This window comes from Actinomyces sp. S6-Spd3 (genome assembly GCF_000758755.1).
Taxonomy (GTDB): domain Bacteria; phylum Actinomycetota; class Actinomycetes; order Actinomycetales; family Actinomycetaceae; genus Pauljensenia.
In genome coordinates, this window is sequence record NZ_JRMV01000266.1 from 1 (window position 1) to 636 (window position 636).

Here is a 636-nt window from a genome sequence, read left to right on the forward strand (position 1 = left end):
CAGCGCTGGTCTTGTTCCGACACGGCAGAGTACGGCGATTACGTGTCCGGTAAGCGCGTGATCACGCCTGATGTGAAGGAAAACATGAAGGCCGTGCTCGCTGATATTCAAAACGGCACTTTCGCAAAGCGCTTCATCGCCGACCAGGATGCGGGTGCACCCGAGTTCTTGCAGCTACGCAAGGAGCACGAGTCGCACTCGATCGAACAAACTGGCCGCGAGCTTCGCAAGGCTTTCGGTTGGACAGATGAGGACGAGGACTACACGGGAAGCGCAGCGCGCTAAACCTGGCTTTAAGTAGAAGTATGGGAGCACTTGCAAGTGCTCCCATACTTCTACTTAAAGCCAGGTTTAGCGCGCTGCGCTTCCCGTGTAGTCCTCGTCCTCATCTGTCCAACCGAAAGCCTTGCGAAGCTCGCGGCCAGTTTGTTCGATCGAGTGCGACTCGTGCTCCTTGCGTAGCTGCAAGAACTCGGGTGCACCCGCATCCTGGTCGGCGATGAAGCGCTTTGCGAAAGTGCCGTTTTGAATATCAGCGAGCACGGCCTTCATGTTTTCCTTCACATCAGGCGTGATCACGCGCTTACCGGACACGTAATCGCCGTACTCTGCCGTGTCGGAACAAGACCAGCGCTG

General features: G+C 56.6%; 2 pseudogenes. One reads left to right on the forward strand and one right to left on the reverse strand.

Annotated features, from left to right (window positions below):
- Window positions 1-285: pseudogene (locus tag HMPREF1627_RS02105) on the forward strand (ketol-acid reductoisomerase); the annotation flags it as partial.
- A 66-nt stretch (window positions 286-351) separates the two neighbouring features.
- Here the strand turns inward: HMPREF1627_RS02105 and HMPREF1627_RS02100 are convergent.
- Window positions 352-636, reverse strand: a pseudogene (locus tag HMPREF1627_RS02100) (ketol-acid reductoisomerase); the annotation flags it as partial.